Origin of the sequence: Enterococcus sp. DIV1639a, assembly GCF_050530445.1 — a bacterium.
Taxonomy (GTDB): domain Bacteria; phylum Bacillota; class Bacilli; order Lactobacillales; family Enterococcaceae; genus Enterococcus_B; species Enterococcus_B hirae.
The window spans coordinates 1,646,322-1,666,152 of sequence record NZ_CP172886.1; the positions used below are offsets into that span (position 1 = coordinate 1,646,322).

Consider the following 19,831-nt stretch of genomic DNA (forward strand, 5'->3'; position numbering starts at 1 on the left):
TTCGTATAATTAGAAATTAAAGTTCTATCATAACAACTTTTAACGGAGAATATTCTAAACCCAACGCTAATTTTATACAAAAAAGTAGTTATCTTGGAACAAGCATTTGACAGCAACCCAAATTTGTTTTCCTACGGACAAAAAAACTGTTATTCACAAAAACAAGAAAACATTTTTGTAAATAACAGTCGATTACTATTAAAATGAGAAAAATTTTAGTTCTTATTCTTCAAGTCCGATCTCTTCTCGAACAACTGCAGCAATCTTATCCACGTAATATGCTACTTTTTCATCGGTTGGCGCTTCAGCCATGACACGTAATAATGGTTCAGTTCCAGAAGGACGAACTAAAATTCTTCCTTCACCAGCCATCTCAGCCTCAGTTTCTTCAATCACTTTTTTGATCGCTGGAACTTCCATTGCACCATTTTTGTTGCTTACTCGGATATTTACTAATTTTTGTGGGTAGATCGTCACTTCGCTCGCTAACTCGGATAATTTCTTCCCAGTTTGCTTCATGATATTCAGTAATTGGATTCCTGATAGCATTCCATCACCTGTAGTATTAAAGTCAAGGAAGACCATATGACCAGATTGTTCTCCACCAAAATTATAATCATTTTTTCGCATTTCTTCTACAACATAGCGGTCACCAACCTGAGTAACTACGTCCTTCAAGCCAATTTCTTCCACCGCTTTATGGAATCCTAAATTACTCATGACCGTTGTAACGATCGTATCTTTTTTCAAACGATTTTTCTTTGAAAGGTATTTCGCACAAATGAACATGATTTTATCACCATCAACGATGTTCCCAAGTTCATCCACTGCAATAATTCGATCCCCATCACCATCAAATGCTAAACCGGCATCGGCGCCTTTTTCAACAACCATTTCAGCTAACTTTTCAGGGTGTGTTGAACCAACACCATCGTTAATATTTAAGCCATTAGGGCTGGTACCCATCGTATAAAAATCTGTTTCTAAGTCTGCGAATAAACGGTTGACAGAAGTTGCTGTCGCCCCATTTGCCGCATCAACACAAACGGTTAGGCCTGATAGATCCCCATTGATCGTTTGCACTAAGAATTGAGAATATTTTAATAAGCCTTCTGGAAATTCTTCTACTGTTCCTAATCCCTCTGCTGAAGGACGTGGCAATTCGTCCACTTCGGCATCAAGCAATGCTTCAATTTCTAATTCTTGTTCATCCACTAATTTAAACCCATCAGCACCAAAAAATTTGATTCCATTATCTTGTGCAGGATTATGTGAAGCAGAAATCATCACGCCGGCATTGGCTTTTTGCAATCTTGTTAAATAAGCAACTCCTGGTGTGGAAATGACGCCAAGTTGAAATACTTCAATACCAACTGATAACAAACCAGAAATTAAGGCTTCTTCTAGCATTTGCCCAGAGATTCTGGTGTCACGCCCAACTAAAACCCGTGGACGTTTCCCTTCTGTTTCATGTTGGCTTAATACATATCCGCCACATCTACCTAACTTAAACGCTAATTCTGGTGTCAATTCTTTATTGGCTTCGCCACGGACACCATCCGTTCCAAAATATTTACCCATAATTGTAAATTTGCTCCTTTAACTTAATTTTCCGAAGAATACGTTTGACTCTCTTGTGTACTTTGCATAGTGGATTCACTCGAATCTGTACTTTCAGAAGTTTGCTTGCTTTCTGTCTGGACACTAGAAAGTGACGTGCTCGATGTAGTCGACTTTGTCGTTGACGTTGTTGAGTCATTCCTTTTAGTCGAACTTTGATTTTTATCGACTGAAGAATCACTAGTTGTCGATTCCAACACTGGTGCTATCTCAACTTTAACCGATTTAGGCGAGACGCTCATTCCTTGTTCAACAGGAATCTGAATCGTCCTAGTCGTTCGATGAGTAATTCCTGATATGTCGATAGGCACAGCGATACTATCCCCTATTTGAGCAAGTTGTTCCGTCGTCCCTGTGACTTCAGCCTCTAATTCGGAAAACTTGAAATTATAGTTCTTAATTCCTTCGCCTTTTGTCCCTTGTTGAATACCATACAGGCTAACCGTTTTTTTCGGTTTGATTGCATCTGACGTGACGTTGACTTGCACTGGATCAGAAACAATACTCAACGGCTCACCAGCTGAATTTAATGCTTGTACAGATACATTGCTATTCACACCATCGTCCGTTATCATTGACGGGTTGACTTTTGCAACCACTTGATGAATTTCCGCTAAAGTCTTATCTCCAGTGGTGATCGTGACCTTCGTTGGATCGACAGTTGTTTCAGTTAAATTATAACCAGAAGGCGTCGTCTCTGTTGGCAGAATAGCTTTAACTTCAAAGTCTTTGGTCACTTTCTTTTCAATTGTAACCGTGATCGTTTCCGGTTGCAACTTAGCGGTGACAGCGCTGCTGAGATTTTTGATTTTCAATGGCACTTCGTGGGTTCCTTCACCTAGATGTGCTAAGTCTGCGGTGACCCTAAAGGTACGGGTGTCTTCATTTGCCTCAGCCATCAACTGGATACGATTCGCACTAGCCAATTTGACAGTAGTAGTGTTTTCGTAACCATGGATATAATACTTATCGGTATCATATAAAAGTTGGATCGAAACATCAGAAGCTGTCTGCGAATAGGACTCGTTTCCAGATAATGTGTTTTGCATCGTTTGACCATTCGCATTGAAATAAAGAATGATACTAAACAATAACGCAACAAACCCATACAGAATACTCGTACGCTTTTCTTTTGAGATCATTTCCGATCCCCTCCCTTAGTCATTGCGTCCAAGAAAGATTGAAGCCCATTCTTTTTGTTTTTATTTTTTTCTTCTACAATTAGTTGTTTTCGTAAGATCGATAAATACTCTTCTTGCGATAACCCTGGTATCAATTGATTGTCTAAAGTGATACTTACATCTCCTGTTTCTTCCGAGACCACGATAGTTATTGCATCGCTGACCTCACTAATACCGACAGCAGCTCGGTGACGTGTTCCAAATTCTTTTGGAATCAACATACTTTCTGATAAAGGTAAATAGGCACTGGCAACTGCAATTTTTCCATTTTTGACAATAACTGCCCCGTCATGCAGCGGCGTATTGGGGATAAAGATATTAATGAGTAACTCACCAGTAATATCTGCATCCAATGCGATGCCTGTCTCAATATACTCATCTAAACCAGTATGACGCTCGATCGTAATCAGAGCACCAATCTTACGTTTCGACATATATTGAATAGCTTTATCAAAGGATAGGATCATCTTCTCGTCTTCTTGTTGCTCGCTTTTCGTTTGTTTGAATAACGAACTTCTTCCCAGATGTTCTAATCCACGACGAATCTCTGGTTGGAAGATGACGATTGCTGCAATCACACCATAAGTTATGACTTGATTCATCAGCCATGACAGCGTGTGTAGCCCAATCAACTCAGCCGCAATTCGAATCACGATAAAGATGGCAACGCCTTTGAGCAATTGGATCGCTTTCGTCCCTCTTAGTAGCTGGATCAGTTTGTAAACCAAATACCATACGACTAAAATATCCAGTATGTTTACCAAAAAATTCAGAGAAAATAAGTCACCGGAAAACATTTGTTGCCAATACTCTAAATTAAAAAGTTCCCCGATTTGAAATGACATAAAAAGCCTCTCTTCTCTTTTGAGATTTCCCTTTAAGTATATCATATGTTTGGAAATATGAGACGATTCTGGCTACTTTTTTCAAGAAAATTACATAAATTATTCGATCGATTTTTCCGCCCTTTAAATTGTTTGCTTATCATTCACCGAATGAGATTGTTGGATCAATGAACAAAACATCAAAACATCATTTTCGACGTGCTGCGCGTTCTGCTCTTTTAGCAGCTCTTCTGGCTGCTGCTTCATCATCGATCTTACGTTCTTTTTTTCTCTTTTTCGTTTCGACTTCCTCTTCTTTTACAATCGGATCAGACGGTTCTAGTTTTTCTTTAATTTTATCAAGCTGTCCAGTGAGTGAAGCATAATTGTAAAAACGAGTTTTTGCATCTAGAACCGTTTTTTCAAACAATTTTTCAGCTAATTGAGGGTTGGCACTTTCTAGTGAAGAAAACCGAACTTGCTTACGCATAAAATCGCCCATTGTTGAAAAGTCTGGTTTTTTGTAATCCAAAATCATCGGAACCTTCCCTTTTTCAATTAAACTTGGATTATAACGATAGAGGGACCAATAGCCTGATGAAACAGCTTCTTTGGCTTCTTTAATCGATTCTTTCATGCCCCCCAACAGACCATGGGTGATACAAGGCGTATACGCAATGATTAGTGATGGCCCTGGGTATTTCTCTGCTTCTTCAAACGCCTTGATTGTTTGCATTTGATTGGCACCAGAAGCAATTTGAGCGACATAGACGTTCCCATAAGTCATTGCCATCATTCCTAAATCTTTCTTCGACGCATATTTCCCACTTGCGGAGAATTTTGCAATAGCTGACGTTGGCGTTGCTTTAGAGGTTTGCCCCCCAGTATTAGAATAAACTTCATTATCCAATACTAGGATATTCACATCTGCCCCACTAGCCAATACATGATCGATACCACCAAAGCCAATATCATAAGCCCAACCATCTCCGCCAATAATCCATTGACTATTTTTGACAAAAATATCTTTGTGCTCAAGAATGGATTCCAATTCTGGGACTTGCTGTACTTCCGCTACCATCACAGCCTGAAGTTTAGCTGCTCGTTGTTGTGTTCCTTCGCTATCGAATAAATGGTTGAGCCAATCCTCCATCAACAGTCGAAGCGCACTCGATACTTTTGGCATGATTTCACGAACAGATTGCGCTAAAGCTTCACGACGGGTTTGAGCAGCTAGTAACATACCATAGCCAAATTCAGCATTATCTTCTAATAAGGAATTAGACCAAGCTGGACCTTGCCCACAAGCATTCGTTGTGAACGGTGATGCTGGCGAAGCTCCTCCCCATATTGAAGAACAGCCGGTTGCATTAGCGATCATCATTCGGTCTCCGAACATTTGGGTCAAAAGTTTCACATATGGCGTTTCACCGCAACCCGAGCAAGCACCTGAAAATTCAAGCAACGGTTGGTTAAATTGGGTAGCCATTACCGTATTTTTTCCTTTCATAGGGTTTTCTTTCTGTCTCAATGTCATTGCAAACGCCCAATTGACCGCTTGTTCTTTTTGTTCCTCGTAAGGTTTCATCACTAACGCTTTTCCTTTGGCTGGACAAGCCTCCACACATAATCCACATCCTGTACAGTCCTCCACGGAAACTTGGATACGATATTTTAACCCGTCAGGTCCTCTCATATCACGAACGATAAATCCTTCAGGCGCTTCAGTCAGCTCTTCTTTATCAGCTAAGAATGGGCGGATGGCTGCGTGCGGACATACAAATGCGCACTCATTGCACATCGTACAACGTTCACTGATCCATTCAGGGACTTCTAGGGCTACACCTCGTTTTTCCAGCGCTGCTGTTCCTAATGGCATCTCGCCAGTTGTCATCTGGTTGGCTACTAAAGTACCTACTGACAGTTGATTTCCTTCTTGAGCATTGATCGGCGTAAAAATCTCTTTTACGTAACGTGATGTTGTCTCTTCTTTTTTGCTAGGTAGTTCTAATGATCGCCAATGTTTGGGGATTTCAACTCTATGGAGAAGTTCAAGGGTATGATCAATCGCTTGGTTATTTTTTTCTACGATTTTCATTGATTTATGACCATAGCTTTTAAGCACTTCTTCTTTCAAGAGCGGAATCACTTCTTCAATAGGAATAATGTTTGCTAATTTGAAAAAAGCCGTTTGCATGGCAGTGTTAATACGACGACCTAATCCAACTTCTTGAGCAATTTTCATCGCATTGATCGTATAAAATTGAATCTCATTTTCTGCCAAATATTTTTTTAGACGAATAGGCAGATGCGTTTCTAACTGCTCATCTGTCCATAAAGTATTCAATAAAAATGTGCCACCTTTTTTCAACCCTTTAACTAAATCATAGCTGTGCAAGTAAGCAGGCGTATGACAAGCGACAAAATCAGCATGTTCAACTAGATAAGTAGAACGAATTGGCGTGTTTCCAAAACGGAGATGGGAAATCGTCAATCCACCTGATTTTTTTGAATCATAGTAAAAATAGCCTTGGGCGTATTTGTCTGTATGATCACCAATGATTTTAATAGCAGATTTATTTGCACCGACAGTCCCGTCAGAACCAAAACCCCAAAACTTAGCTTGGTAAGTTTCAGCATCCGTTAAATCCAATGTTGGTCTTGGTGCCAAAGAATGATAGGTAACATCATCCACTATCCCGATTGTAAATCGTTTTTTCATTTGTTCATCTTTTTGCAACTCGTCAAAAACGCTGATGATTTGATCTGGTGTCACATCTTTTGATCCTAATCCATACCGCCCACCAATTATTTTAGGACAGATTGTTGCATCATAAAGTGCACTTTGAACATCTAGCAGTAATGGTTCCCCACCAGCTCCTGGTTCTTTGCTTCGATCTAATACGGCAATTGACTGTGTAGTTTTAGGAAGTTTTTGCAACAATGTTTCAATTGGGAATGGGCGATAAAGATGGATATTCAAGAAACCGACTTTCCGGCCATTTTTATTCAAATAATCGACTGTCTGCTCAATCGTTTGCGCTACTGACCCCATCGAAATGATGACTTCTGTCGCGTCGGCAGCACCATGATAAGTGACTAAATCATAGGAAGTTCCACGTAATTCATTGATTGCTTGCATGTATTTTTGTACGATGCGAGGTAATTGTTCGTAATACGAATTGATCGTTTCTCTTTGTTGAAAATGAATATCTGGATTTTGATTCGTTCCACTAACAGTTGGGTGGTTAGGGTTCATCGCTCTGTTTCTAAACGCAGCAAGTTTCTCTTGATTGATTAACGATGCTAACTCGTCATATTCTAGTACTTCAATTTTTTGGATTTCATGGCTCGTACGAAAACCATCAAAAAAATTCAAGAATGGCAGCTCTGCTTCAATCGAAGCCAAATGTGCTACGGGTGCTAAGTCCATAACTTCTTGCACACTACTTTCTGCAAGCATCGCAAATCCAGTCGATCGAGCAGCCATGACATCCCCATGATCCCCAAAGATATTTAACGCATTCGTCGTTACTGCACGACTTGCGACATGAAATACGCTTGGTAGTAATTCACCAGCGATTTTATACATATTGGGTATCATCAACAACAATCCTTGAGAAGCTGTATAAGTCGTTGTCAGCGCTCCTGTTTTGAGCGAACCATGCACAACACCAGCCGCTCCTGCTTCAGATTGCATTTCAACCACTTTAACTGGTTGTCCAAAAAGATTTTTCTTCCCACTAGCAGACCATTGATCCACTAATTCTGCCATCGTTGAGCTGGGAGTAATGGGATAGATTGCAGCTAATTCTGTAAAAGCATAAGAAATATAAGCGGCAGCTGTATTTCCGTCCATTGTTTTCATTTTTCGCATTTGTCATCATCCTTGTTCAAATTCTCTCAAATATCCCACCTATTATAACGCAAAAGCTCCTGAAAACCTACCTATTCTGTAAAAGTGCTCACATGAGAAGATACATGCTTTATTAAACAAAAAACTAGTCTTTTTCCTGAAAAATGCTTAAAATGAATCTAAGAGGTGATTATACATGGATATATCTATCATTAAAGCAGATAAAACAAATACCGAAACTGGCATTCATTATGGAAACTTAGATGCTCCTAAGAAAATGGCAGAGTTTATCAATCTGGCTTGCCCTTATTGCCGTCAATGGTTCAACGAATCTTATGAATTACTCGAAGAAGCTGTAAGTAAAGGTCGTTTGCAACGGGTGATCAAACTTTTTGATAAAGAAAAAGAAAGTTTGCAACGTGGGAATGTGATGCATCATCATATTGATACGTCAGACGGTCAAGTAGCTTTACGAGAAATCAAAAAAGTATTTGATTCGCAGGATGATTGGAAAAATCTTAGTCTAGCAGAAGTAGCAGATTATGCTCAAAATAAGTTAGGTCTAACTTACCAAGAAGAATCTCCCGCCTCTCAAGCAATTATAGCTGAGGCGAATGCTGCCAATATCCGTTTTGTTCCAACTGTTATTTTGGAAGAGCATATTTTTGATGAATCGATCAAAAAAGAAGAGCTAATTGACTACATTAACGAGTAATAATCCTGACTATCACATGTACTTGTAATCATTATTGATCAGGATTGACACTATCGTTCCGACCCTAACAAGACCCAAAGAACCTCAAAATAGCCTAGCCTATTTTTAAGGTCCTTGGGTCATTTTTGATTGAGCGACTATCCAGATCTTAATTTAGAAAAAGATAAAAAAACGGATTGATACACCATCTATCTATCCTAAGACCTTTCGTTGACAAAGCTTCGTAAACTAGCTTGGACACGTGGGTTATTTAGATGCTGTTGCCATTTCTGTTCGATGACATTTTGTACTTTTTCAACGGCACGAGTTGTAGTCGATGAAAAACTTTTTGGCTGTGACAATATGGGTGAGTCTACCCGTGCTTTTTTCAGACTTAGGTCCAGGGCGCCAGGATTCGATTCTGAATTCCTTCTCTTCCTCTCTCCTTCCGATTTCATTTCTTGACTCTTTTCATATTTTCCTTTCACTTGGTCTGAGCTATTTGATCTAAGCTCGATTTGATCAAAACGTCTGGTTAATTCATCCATAGATATTGGTTGTAGTGGTTGGTGACTCGTGCTTTGGTACAACGGATTGTTTTTAACTAGAGATAACACTTCATCTTTATGGATAAACCGTAGTTTTCCATCGGAATTAGGAACGGAATAAAAAGAAAATTCTGTCGCAATCTCGTTAACTGTCCTCCCTTTCTTTTCTTCATTTCGGATGTAATCACATATTATTTCTTGGACCTCTTCTGGTGATAAATTATATTGATATGAAATTACTCCTATATTTTGATTCTCCTTATACTCACTAACAATGATTTCACGCAATGGATCTATTCTATTCGATTTAGTGTAGATTTGATGAAACTGGTTTGTTGATTCAGCCATAGATATTGGTTTTGGTGGTTGGATCGTGCCTTCTTGTATCAGATTTTTCTTAACTTCAGAGACCTTTCCAGATTGATGGATAAATAACACTTGTCCATCGCCTGTATGAATGGTAGAAAAATATAACTCTGCCGCAACCTCATTAATCCGTCTCCCCTTCTTTCCTTTATTTACTATGTATTCGCTTATTATATTTTGTACCACTTCTAGCGGTACATTATATTTAGCTGAAATCATTTTTATATTTTTTTTCTTTTTATACTCACTAATAATAGATTTACTCAATAGATCTAAGCTATTTGGTTCAGGGTCGGTTTGATGAAACTGGTTTGTTGATTCAGCTATAGATATTGGTTTTGGTGGTTGGATCGTGCCTTCTTGTATCAGATTTTTCTTAACTTCAGAGATTGCTTTCTCAATGATAGGTGGTTCTGGGCTGTTTAATTCTGGTTGAGATTCGTTCTGAATTTTATTCACTATCTTTTGAACGGCTTCTTCGTTTATCTTTAGCGTACATGCAATTTCATTAATGGATACTCCTTTTGCAACTCCCCCCTCTACATATATCTTATAAATTTGAGCCAACGTGCTGCCATTTCTTTCCGCAATTCTTTGAATTTGATGGTACATTGCTATATAATCTCTAATATATTGATATGGAAGTACTTTTATGTCAGTTTGAGTTAAACAAAGCTGGTTACCTATTTCTTCTTTAGACATTCCCTTAATTGAATGTTGTATAATAAATTCAGCCATTCGATGTCTCACCATTTCCGAAGTCCAGTCCAATTCGGTTGCAATATCACCAATTTTTATCCCTTTTCTTAGTTTCTTGACAAGCTCTTCGAAGCTTAGTTGTTCAAGTACCCTTTCTGGTTGTGTTTTTAATAATAAGGTATTTGTGTTTTTACTTTCTCCCTCTAACTTATTATTTTTTTCAACTTTTTTGAAAGTCTCAAGTATCCTCGGATATCCATCTAAACTCACAGGTAATATACTATTTAATTCTTTCCGTGTATATCCTTGATGAATCTTTTTTATTGCATAATCCTCTATTATCGTTTTAGTTTTTTCTACCGAAATATTCAAGTTTTCAGAGATATTCTTTATGTTTTCCTTTATTTTTAGCTTGTGAACGACCAATTTTTCCATCACATAATCTTCTGAACAACCAATATTCTCAGCAATGAGAGGGATATCACTATGCCTTTTAAAACTATTTTGGATAAATGCATGTTTTTTTCCCATTATACTACTTGAACTTTTATGTAGTCTTTCAGCTATCTGAGGTACCGAAAAACCTTGGTATATGCTACGTGCGATTTCTAAATTAAGTATCCTATAAGCAGTTGGTCTACTAATCTTTAGTTGCTCGATAAGTTCTTCATGACTTATTTTATTTTCAAGTCCTTGAATGAACTCTACTCGTATTTTCTTCATTTCCTCCTTATTGTGGCGTTTTAGAAACGCTAATTTTTTTGAACTATCTTTATTGGGGCGCATCTTATGAATGGATTTTTTCATTTCAAGTGCGCCTTCGATATACATTAATTGAATCTGATCGAACGTAGAACTGTTTAACCAAGCAATATGTTGCATTGTATTAGCCTTTAACTCTACTGTAAGATAGTTGTATACATTTTTTTTCATTTGAGCTGTTGTTAACCAAAGATAGGTAGAAATGTGTTGTTTAGGGGTTCCCTTACTCGATTCACTGATAATAAATTGCGCTATTATCATTCGAATTGTTTTATGACTTCTATTCAACTCTTGTGCAATTTCCTCAATATTTTTACCTTTCTTTCTTTGGATAGCAATATAATTAATTAGATATTTATTTAATTCACTTGATGTTATTTCTTCTAACTTGTCTTTTCTATTTTCTTTGTAAAAATTAATTATTTCATTTTGTCTCCTACTTTCTACTCCTTTTTCTCCTGATTCGTTTTCCTTTTTAACTTCAAGGTAGATATTATAGACTCTTGGATTCTCAGCCAAATTAAGATGCAACATTTTATGCAATTCTTCCAGTGTGTATCCTTCCTCACAGATTTTTCGTATTGCATAATTTTCTATTATCTTTTTAGTTTCTCCTAATGAAATAGAAACACTCTTAGTAATATCCTCGATATTTTCCATTTTTTTCAGCTTTTGAATAATTATTTTTTCAAGAACATACGCCTTCGTACCACCTATCTGCTGAGAAATGGAGTCAATCCTAGAGGAAGGTGGAATCTCAGAAATGGAATTATTACTAGAGGAATCCGAAAAACGTCTTAGAATATAGTTGTGTTTGTTTCTGTGAATTTCCTCAATGGGCTTGTGAAATCGTTCAGCTATTTCAAGTTCCGTAAATCCTTGACTTAGTTTACATGCGATTTCAAGCAATTTGATTTCAACCACTGTTTTACGGGATATCTTCAAGCTATCTGCAATTTCTTCATCTGTTTTTCCTTGTTCATAACCTTGAACAACCTTGGCTCTCAGTATTTTATTCAGATATTTCATGACACTATTCTCCTTTGTTTTTAGTAGCAATAACCGTTATCAATAAGACTTGCTACTTACTTTTTAACATATTAAAGGACACTGATTAGAACTTTTTTTGGAAATATAATAAAAAAAGATTCTGAGACAAATACTTGTCCCAAAATCTTCATTAATTAAAAAATTAAAATTTTTTCACTTAACTTGCTTCTTCGCGCAACTTTTCTGCAAATTCATTAATCTTTCTGATTCGATGATTGATTCCGGATTTAGAGATCGCTCCTGATGGAATCATTTCTCCTAGCTCTTTTAAACTGACTTCTGGGTGCTTTAATCTCAATTCTGCAATTTCTTGCAATTTTTCTGGTAGTGCAGTTAATCCAACTCTACTTTCAATCAATTCAATATTTTCGATTTGTTTTGCTGCAGCATCAATCGTTTTATTCAGATTGGCTGTCTCACAATTGACAAGTCGGTTGACTGAGTTTCGCATATCACGTACGATACGGACATCTTCAAAGCGCAACATCGAATTCGTCGCACCAATTAAGGTTAAAAAGTCAGCAATTTTCTCTGCGCCTTTTAAATATGAAATATAGCCGTTTCGACGTTCCAATGTTCGAGCATGAAGACCATAATAATTTAACATATCACAAATGTCTTGATTATGTTGTTCATAAATGGAGAAAATTTCTAAATGGTAACGACTAGTTTCAGGATTATTGACTGAACCAGACGCCATGAATGCTCCTCTTAGATAGGATCGCATTTTTTGTGCATTTCCTAAAATTTCATCAGATACATGCCCATTGAACATCATTCCGTCCATGATATCTAGATCCATCAGTACATTTTTCGTTCCTTGTTTCAAACGAACGATATAGACATTATTCTTTTTCAATTTCATTTTTTTTCGAACGAGTAACTCGCTTCGGACATTATAATGATCTTTTAAAAGAGAATAGATCCGTCTAGCGATAGCTGCATTTTCTGTTTGAACGTTTAGGATAAATTGTTGATTCACAATCCCTAAAGATCCATTCATTCGCAAAAGTGCAGCTAATTCCGCCTTTGCATGTTCGCGGTGAACTTCAAGTCCAGTAAGTTCTTTTTTGACATCTGCCGCAAATGACACCCTATTCTCCTCCTTTCTCTTAGTAACCTACCGTTTAATATTTGGAACCAAAAACCAAACGAAATAGCTCTTCCACAACTTTTTCACCATCATGGAAGACACCACCATTTTTTAATTCTAAAAAGTCAGTCGAAATCACTCGACAACCTTCATTCCGTAATCCATGAAAATCATGGGTTACTTGTACGAGGTATTCATCGTAAATTTCGGGATCCATATAACCTGCTGGTACTTTTTCTGTGTTAACTAAAACAGTATCAATAAATGGTCGTTTCAAATGTTCATGCAACACCCGAATATGATCAGCATCTGTAAAATGTTCTGTTTCACCTTTTTGTGTCATGATATTACAAATATACACCACTTCGGCTTCTGTTTTAGCTACTGCTTCTCCAATTTCTTGGATGACCAAATTAGGTAAAATGCTAGTAAACAAACTACCCGGTCCTAAAACGACCATATCTGCCTCCATAATGGCAGAAACAACTTTTCGTGCTGGTTTGGCTTCGCTATCATCCGTGGTATTTCGCACATAGACATGATCAATCGTTTTTCGATCGACCGCAATTTTTGATTCCCCCACCGCAGTAGTACCATCTTTAAAAACTGCATGGAGTGTTAATGGTGTTTCAGAAGAAGGATAGATATGACCGTCCACATGCATCATCTTAGATAGGAGTTGTACTGCTTCGTATGTACTTCCTCTCATTTCTGCGACAGCGGCAATGATCAAATTACCGATCGTATGATTGGCTAAAAATTGATCTTCTTTTTTAAAACGATACTGAAAGATATCTTCATAAAATTGTGGCATATCCGACAATGAAACCAACACATTCCTCAAATCGCCAGGGGGCGCCATCGCAATTGATTCTCTGATTGCACCGCTACTGCCCCCGTCATCTGCGACAGTTACGATTGCTGTAATATCAGCCCCTTGGTTACGCAAGCTTTTTAAAATAACCGGTAAGCCTGTGCCACCCCCAACGACAACGATTTTGGGCTTTCTTATACGGTAAGTTTTCATCTTCACGAGCGATTCACCGTCTCTTTCCGTTTATCTTTGTCACGGTGAGTCACATTGACTTTATAATTTTCTTTCAAAGCACCTGATAAACGTTCTGTTAACGCAACTGAACGGTGTTGCCCTCCGGTACAGCCAATAGCAATCGTCAAGCTGCTTTTACCTTCTTTGATATATCCTGGTAAAACCGTCTGTAATAAATCTAAAAACTTATTATAAAACAGCTCAGTTTCATCAAATGACATCACATAGTCATAAACTGGTTGATCTTTTCCTGTCAAAGGTCTTAATTCAGGGATATAGTGGGGATTTGGTAAAAAGCGTACATCCATCACGATATCTGAATCAATCGGCAAGCCATATTTGAATCCAAAGGAAACAAATTCGATTCGAAAGCCTTGATCGCCTTTGGTCTTAAACGTTTGATTGATTTTTTCCCTTAACTGACGTGGCGTTAAAGTCGTCGTGTCTATAATGACCGAGGCCTGCATCTTTAGATCATTCAATATCGCACGTTCTTTACGAATTCCTTCCGTGACTAAACCGTTCATTGCCATTGGATGGGTACGTCTTGTTTCCTTGTATCGTGCGACTAATTCTTCATCGGATGCATCTAAAAATAAAATCGACGTATCGATAAAATCCGTATTCTCAATTTCGACTAACATATTTTGGATTTCTTCAAAAAACGAGCGTGAACGCAAGTCTACCACTAATGCCATTTTCGTCACTTTACCCGATTCTTTGATCAATTCCCAAAACTTTGGAATTAGATTTGGTGGCATATTATCAATACAGAAATACCCCATATCTTCAAAACTTTGAATAGCGACCGTCTTCCCAGCGCCACTCATCCCTGTGATGATTACTAGTTGTAAATTATCAGCCATATCAAACGGCCCCCTCTCATATCTCTTCCTAAAATTATATCACTTCCGGGCGTATCATTACCAGTTAAACATTCTTAAAAATGAAGTTGTCGATAAAAATAGGGACAAATACCACTGTAGGTATCCGCCCCTAATCTTTGCTCATAAAAGTTTTCAACTTGATATGGTAGCTTGTCGGTGTTGTAAGGCACGGGCGATCGTTTGATCAGCTAAGATTGACTGTGCGTCAATGACGGGATATTCATTTTCCCCTACATACTCTTGCATCAACGATAATTCTGTACAGCCTAAAATAATTTTTTCGCAATCAAATCGCGCCACCGCTTCTGCCAAAATTTCGTAGTATAGTTCTTTGTTTAAATAATCTGATTCTTTGATATCATGATAAATCAAATGGTTGATTTTCGCCTGAAGTTGAGCATCAGGAATGACAGCCTCAAAGCCTAGCTGTCTCACTTCCTTTTCATAAATCCCAGCTTTCATGCTACCTTCCGTACCCAGGATGGCTACTTTACCAGTTGTATTTTGTCTGACAAGCTCATTTGCCGCTTCTCGTGGCATATGAAGAATCGGAATCTCAGTGGCTGCTTGAAGTTCATCAAAGAAATAATGAGCTGTATTACACGTTAAAACGATAAAATTTGGTTTGAGTAAATTTTGTTTTTCAACATCATCTAGTAGGTAAGGCATTGGACTTTCTTGTTCCCTATCTAAAATATAAGCCGTTCGATCAGGAACTGTCGCATGATTAAATAATACATAATTTAAATATTCCTGATCTTTTGAGGCTTTGGTTCGATGATTGATTAGACGGACAAAACTCTCTGTGGCCATCGTTCCCATTCCGCCCAAAATACTAAAAAAGTTTTCCATGAATCAACCTTCTTTCACATGAAAGTATTTTTTAAATCGAGGAATGTAATTTCTAAACATATACTTCATCAATAACCAGCGTTTGAGCGAACGATCTTTCTCATAAAAAACAGTCGTTCCATAACGATTTTCTTTAATCATTTTTTCTGCAACTTTTTTGTCTTCATTTGCTTTTGCATAAGTTAAAAAGACCTTGTTAGGTACACCCATCCATAATTTTGCTTGATCCGATTGGCTCGTCCCATAGGTAGTCCCTGTGAATGGAACTTCAAATACACGGTCTTCTGTCACAAATTTTGCTAAATTCAAGCCATTAAGAGTGACAAAGAAACTGCTTCTTCCCTGACGAAGGTTGATTTCAAAAAGTTTGTATTCACCATCTCTTGGATCGTATTTCATATCAAAATTCGCAAAACCAGTATAGGAAATATCTTCTAAAAATCGTTTAATCGTTTGATAGATCTTTTCATTATAATCTGGCATGATCACCACATAATTACCAATCGAAGCTGGTGTTGGATCTTCTAGTAATGGGTGACCTAAACACATCATTCTTACTTGATGGTTTTCATCGACATAAGCATTTAACACACGCATATTACTATCATCCCCAGGAATGAAATCTTGGACGATCATTTCACTTGTATAACCTGCTTCGTAAATACGACCTAAGATCAAGTCAAATTCTTCACGATTATCGATAATAAACGCTTTTTTTCGACCTTCAAATTGGACAGATAAGTATTCCACGCTGTTTGCCGGCTTTAATGCCACTGGAAAGTCAAATGGTAACTCTTGATTCAAATGCCCATCAACTAACATTTCTTTTCTAACAATCAACGTTTTAGGATAAGGTAACTGGTATTCCTCGCAAACTTCATAAAAACTAACCTTATTAATCAGACGTTTAAATAACGAATAATCGATGTAAGGACAAATAAAATACTTTGAGAGTTCTTCTTTATGCTGTGAAATCAGTTCTGCATAGCCATCTCCACATGCGATCAAGAGATACTTCTTCGTTTGATCTGAATATTTCTCTCTTGCTAAACGTAACATGGACTCAATAAAGACCGGATCTTTATCAAAGCCAGGAATTACGTCAACTTTGACGATTTTGCTATAGCGAGTTGGTGCCAACTGATTTGATGCATACGCCTGGCAAACTTTGCCATACGCTTCATGAAATGAACGTGCCATTCCATAGACATTCATGTCGCTACCCAATAAAATAGGAATAAATTCTTCGTTTACATTACTGTTCATCATTATCTCTCACTTACTCATAATCTCTAGTTTTCTTTTTCAACTACACAAGGAATATCATACCATAAAGAAAAAAGCAATCAAAGGAATCTCCTCCGATTGCTCAATTCTTTTTTGAACGGATTGAACTTATAGGAAGTTTTTATCTATACCAATTAGTGTAGAAAGAACTACCATGTTTCGTATTTTAGTCTATACTAGTCAATAAAACAAGAATAGATACTTGATTTTAATTTTTTTTTAACTATCCAGTTGGTTTTCACCATTCATGATTTTTTTTAAGTATCGACCAGTATAACTCTCTTTCACCTCAATGATTTCTTCAGGTGTACCAGTGGCTAAAATCGTACCGCCACCTTCCCCGCCTTCTGGTCCAAGATCAATAATATGATCAGCGGTTTTAATAACATCAAGGTTATGCTCAATCACTAATACCGTATTCCCTGCATCTACTAAACGTTGCAAGACATCAAGTAGCCGGGCAATATCATCTGTATGCAAACCAGTCGTTGGTTCATCCAAAATATAAAAGTTCTTACCATTCGCTATTTTGTGTAATTCACTAGCGAGTTTCATCCGCTGTGCTTCCCCACCAGATAATGTTGTAGCTGGTTGCCCCATCGTAACGTAGCCTAGACCAACATCGACAATGGTTTGAAGTTTTCGATGAATCTTAGGGATTGGTTGGAAAAATTCAACGGCATCTTCAACCGTCATTTCTAAAATATCTGCAATACTTTTTCCTTTATAATGAACTTCTAGCGTTTCAGAATTATATCGCTTCCCATGACAAACTTCACAAGGAACGTAAACGTCAGGTAGAAAGTGCATTTCAATCTTAATAATTCCATCGCCTCGGCAGGCTTCACAACGTCCACCTTTAACGTTGAAACTAAAACGGCCTTTTTTATACCCACGCATTTTAGCTTCATTTGTTTGTGCAAATAAATCTCTGATATCATCAAATACACTAGTATATGTCGCAGGATTGCTTCGTGGTGTGCGCCCAATCGGACTTTGATCGATATCAATGATTTTTTCAATACTTTCATAACCGGAAATTGATTTGAATTTACCAGGTTTTGCTGAATTACGGTTGATTTTTTGTGCAAGAGCTCGTTTTAGGATACTATTGACCAATGTACTCTTACCTGAACCAGACACACCAGTCACCGCAACAAATTCACCTAAAGGAAATTCCACTGAAATATTTTTCAAATTATTTTCCGTTGCCCCAGTGATTTTGATGGCTTTTCCATTCCCTTTTCGGCGTTCAGTTGGAACTGGGATACTCTTTTTACCGGATAGATATTGTCCAGTCAAAGAGTCTTCATCAGCAGCAACTTCCGCTGGCGTGCCAGCTGAAACGATTTCTCCTCCTTGATGCCCCGCACCAGGGCCTACATCAATCAAATAATCTGCCGCACGCATCGTATCTTCATCATGCTCGACCACAACCAGGGTGTTCCCTAGATCACGCATTTTCTTCAATGAACCGATCAAACGGTCGTTATCTCTTTGATGGAGTCCGATAGAAGGCTCATCTAAAATATAAAGAACCCCTGAGAGATTCGAGCCAATTTGAGTGGCCAAACGGATCCGCTGTGCTTCTCCTCCTGAAAGAGTTCCTGATGCACGACTCAGCGTTAAATAATCGAGACCAACATTTTCTAAAAATGAAAGTCGATCATTCACTTCTTTTAAAATCGGTTTAGCTATTACTTTTTCTTGGTCTGAAAGGGTCAAATTTGAAAAGAAGTTGACCGCTTTTTGGATAGACAACTCGTTCGTTTGTCCAATATTCGTCCCATTGATTTGAACGGATAAAGCTTGAGGATTCAAACGATACCCATGACAAGTTTGACAAGTCAATTCAGTCATATATTGTCTCATTTGCTCTCTTGTGAAATCACTGTTTGTATCATGGTACCGACGCTTAATGTTTTTCAATACCCCTTCAAAAGTTGTTTCAACATCACGAACACCACCGAAATCATTCTCATAGTGGAAATGGAACAGCTCGTCTGTCCCATTGAGCACGATTTCCTGATGTTCAAGTGGCAACTCTTCAAAAGGCGTCTCCATATCAATCCCATAACTTTCACAGGCTTGAGCCAGCATCTGTGGATAGTATTGTGAACTGATTGGATTCCAAGGGACGATCGCTCCTTGACTCAACGTCTTCGTACGATCAGGTATCACTAAATCTTGGTCCACTTCTAATTTGACACCAAGACCATCACAATCAGGACAAGCACCAAATGGCGCATTGAAAGAAAACAGTCTTGGTTCCAATTCACCAACAGTAAAGCCACAATAAGGACAAGCGTAATGCTCGCTAAACAGCATTTCCTCTTCTCCGATGACATCAATCAAAACATAGCCTTCTGCTAAACGCAAGGCAGCTTCGATTGAATCAAACAAACGTGAACGGATTCCTTCTTTTATGATGACACGGTCTATGACAATTGCGATATCATGCTTTTTATTTTTTTCTAATTCTGGTACTTCACTTAAGTCATAGATTTCTCCATCCACTCGAACACGTACGTATCCTTCTTTTTGAATACGTTCAAAAACTTTTTTATGTTGGCCTTTTTTCTTGACAATGATCGGCGCAAGAACTTGAATTTTAGTTCGTTCAGGTAATTCTAAAACTTTATCAGCCATTTGATCAATAGATTGGCTGGTGATCTCAATGTGATCATTCGGACAGATAGGATGCCCCACACGTGCGAACAGCAATCGGAGATAATCATTGATTTCTGTGACAGTTCCTACTGTTGAACGAGGGTTTTTACTAGTTGTTTTTTGATCAATTGAAATTGCTGGACTTAGCCCATCAATACTATCAACATCCGGTTTATCCATTTGCCCTAAAAATTGCCGTGCATAAGCAGAAAGACTTTCGACATATCTTCTTTGTCCTTCTGCATATAATGTATCGAATGCTAACGAACTTTTCCCAGAACCAGATAATCCAGTAACCACCACAAATTTATCTCGCGGAATTGTCACATTGATGTTTTTTAAATTGTGGGCTCTTGCACCATGGATAATTATTTTATCATTTGCCATATAATCC

General features: G+C 37.9%; 12 protein-coding genes. 1 reads left to right on the plus strand and 11 read right to left on the minus strand.

What is annotated here, in order from left to right; all coding sequences use genetic code 11:
• Positions 1 to 222: 222 nt before the first annotated feature.
• The 4 genes from glmM to nifJ form a co-directional block, all read right to left on the minus strand.
• Positions 223 to 1,581, minus strand: a complete 1,359-nt coding sequence (gene glmM, locus IGJ32_RS07405) for a phosphoglucosamine mutase (protein WP_010718960.1) — start codon at positions 1,579 to 1,581, stop codon at positions 223 to 225.
• Positions 1,582 to 1,604: 23 nt separating this feature from the next.
• On the minus strand, positions 1,605 to 2,762 hold the full coding sequence (locus IGJ32_RS07410; protein WP_034698262.1) for a CdaR family protein: 1,158 nt from the start codon (positions 2,760 to 2,762) through the stop codon (positions 1,605 to 1,607).
• Positions 2,759 to 3,646 (minus strand): diadenylate cyclase CdaA, encoded by an 888-nt coding sequence (gene cdaA / locus IGJ32_RS07415; protein ID WP_010737735.1) that lies wholly within the window; start codon positions 3,644 to 3,646, stop codon positions 2,759 to 2,761. The genes IGJ32_RS07410 and cdaA overlap by 4 nt, the downstream gene beginning before the upstream one ends.
• A 187-nt stretch (positions 3,647 to 3,833) precedes the next feature.
• A complete protein-coding gene (nifJ, locus tag IGJ32_RS07420; RefSeq protein WP_430610337.1) occupies positions 3,834 to 7,502 on the minus strand; it encodes a pyruvate:ferredoxin (flavodoxin) oxidoreductase in 3,669 nt (1,222 codons plus the stop codon).
• A gap of 175 nt (positions 7,503 to 7,677) precedes the next feature.
• On the opposite strand from nifJ, the gene IGJ32_RS07425 reads away from it, so the two are divergent.
• A complete protein-coding gene (locus IGJ32_RS07425; protein ID WP_034698266.1) occupies positions 7,678 to 8,196 on the plus strand; it encodes a thioredoxin domain-containing protein in 519 nt (172 codons plus the stop codon).
• 197 nt (positions 8,197 to 8,393) lie between these two features.
• Here the strand turns inward: IGJ32_RS07425 and IGJ32_RS07430 are convergent, their stop codons facing one another.
• From IGJ32_RS07430 to uvrA, 7 genes are all read right to left on the minus strand, one after another.
• Positions 8,394 to 11,579: a hypothetical protein gene (locus IGJ32_RS07430; RefSeq protein ID WP_373168907.1), complete on the minus strand. Its 3,186-nt coding sequence runs from the start codon at positions 11,577 to 11,579 to the stop codon at positions 8,394 to 8,396.
• A gap of 178 nt (positions 11,580 to 11,757) precedes the next feature.
• A complete protein-coding gene (whiA, locus tag IGJ32_RS07435; RefSeq protein WP_010718951.1) occupies positions 11,758 to 12,693 on the minus strand; it encodes a DNA-binding protein WhiA in 936 nt (311 codons plus the stop codon).
• Between the two features lie 34 nt (positions 12,694 to 12,727).
• The gene (locus tag IGJ32_RS07440) at positions 12,728 to 13,726 is read right to left on the minus strand and encodes a gluconeogenesis factor YvcK family protein (protein WP_010718950.1); all 999 of its coding nucleotides are present in this window, start codon (positions 13,724 to 13,726) and stop codon (positions 12,728 to 12,730) included.
• Positions 13,723 to 14,607, minus strand: coding sequence for an RNase adapter RapZ (rapZ, locus tag IGJ32_RS07445; RefSeq protein ID WP_010718949.1), 885 nt, complete (start codon positions 14,605 to 14,607; stop codon positions 13,723 to 13,725). Before rapZ ends, IGJ32_RS07440 begins: the two co-directional genes overlap by 4 nt.
• 153 nt (positions 14,608 to 14,760) lie before the next feature.
• Complete coding sequence (locus IGJ32_RS07450) at positions 14,761 to 15,480, minus strand: amino acid racemase (protein WP_010718948.1); 720 nt, start codon at positions 15,478 to 15,480, stop codon at positions 14,761 to 14,763.
• Between the two features lie 3 nt (positions 15,481 to 15,483).
• A complete protein-coding gene (locus IGJ32_RS07455) occupies positions 15,484 to 16,749 on the minus strand; it encodes a D-aspartate ligase (RefSeq protein WP_010718947.1) in 1,266 nt (421 codons plus the stop codon).
• Positions 16,750 to 16,986: 237 nt separating this feature from the next.
• Complete coding sequence (uvrA, locus tag IGJ32_RS07460; RefSeq protein ID WP_081127457.1) at positions 16,987 to 19,824, minus strand: excinuclease ABC subunit UvrA; 2,838 nt, start codon at positions 19,822 to 19,824, stop codon at positions 16,987 to 16,989.
• Positions 19,825 to 19,831 lie beyond the last annotated feature (7 nt).